The sequence below is a fragment of the Streptomyces sp. WM6386 genome (assembly GCF_000972385.1).
GTDB lineage: Bacteria > Actinomycetota > Actinomycetes > Streptomycetales > Streptomycetaceae > Streptomyces.
Genome location: NZ_JXTE01000357.1, coordinates 1 through 631 on the forward strand (window position 1 = coordinate 1; position 631 = coordinate 631).

The 631-nt window shown below is 68.1% G+C and carries 1 pseudogene; it reads left to right on the forward strand.

The features are described 5' to 3' along the window. Positions 1-631: pseudogene (locus TN53_RS41705) on the forward strand (glycoside hydrolase family 32 protein); the annotation flags it as partial.

Below are 631 nucleotides of genomic sequence, written 5' to 3' on the forward strand. Positions count from 1 at the left end.
AAGCTGGCTGATGACGGTGTCGATGTCCGCCGAGCACAAGGTGCGCTTCTACTCGTCCAAGAACCTCAAGGACTGGAAGCTGCAGAGCGAGTTCGGGCCGGCGGGCGCGACGGGCGTCGTGTGGGAGTGCCCGGATCTGTTCCCCCTCGCGGTCGACGGCGACAAGAAGAAGATCAAGTGGGTCCTGGTCGTCAACATCAACCCCGGTGGTATCGCGGGCGGTTCGGCCGCCCAGTACTTCGTCGGCGACTTCGACGGCAAGAAGTTCACGGCCGACGACAAGGGCACGTACACCCCGCCCACCGGCACGGTGATGCAGGACTTCGAGGGCGCCGACTTCGGTTCGTGGACGACCACGGGCACCGCGTTCGGCCAGGCGCCGGCAGCCGGGGCGGTGGACGGTCAGGGCGCGGTCGACGGCTTCGACGGCAAGGGCCTCGCCAACAGTTTCCACTCGGGTGACGCCGCCACCGGCACCCTCACCTCCCCCTCCTTCACCGTCGACAGCAAGTACCTGAACTTCAAGGTCGGCGGCGGTCGGCATCCGCACGTGGACGGCACCGTCATGGAACAGGGCCCGCCGCCCGCGGGCACGGTCCTCGCCGACTTCGAGGGCGGCACCTACGGCGAC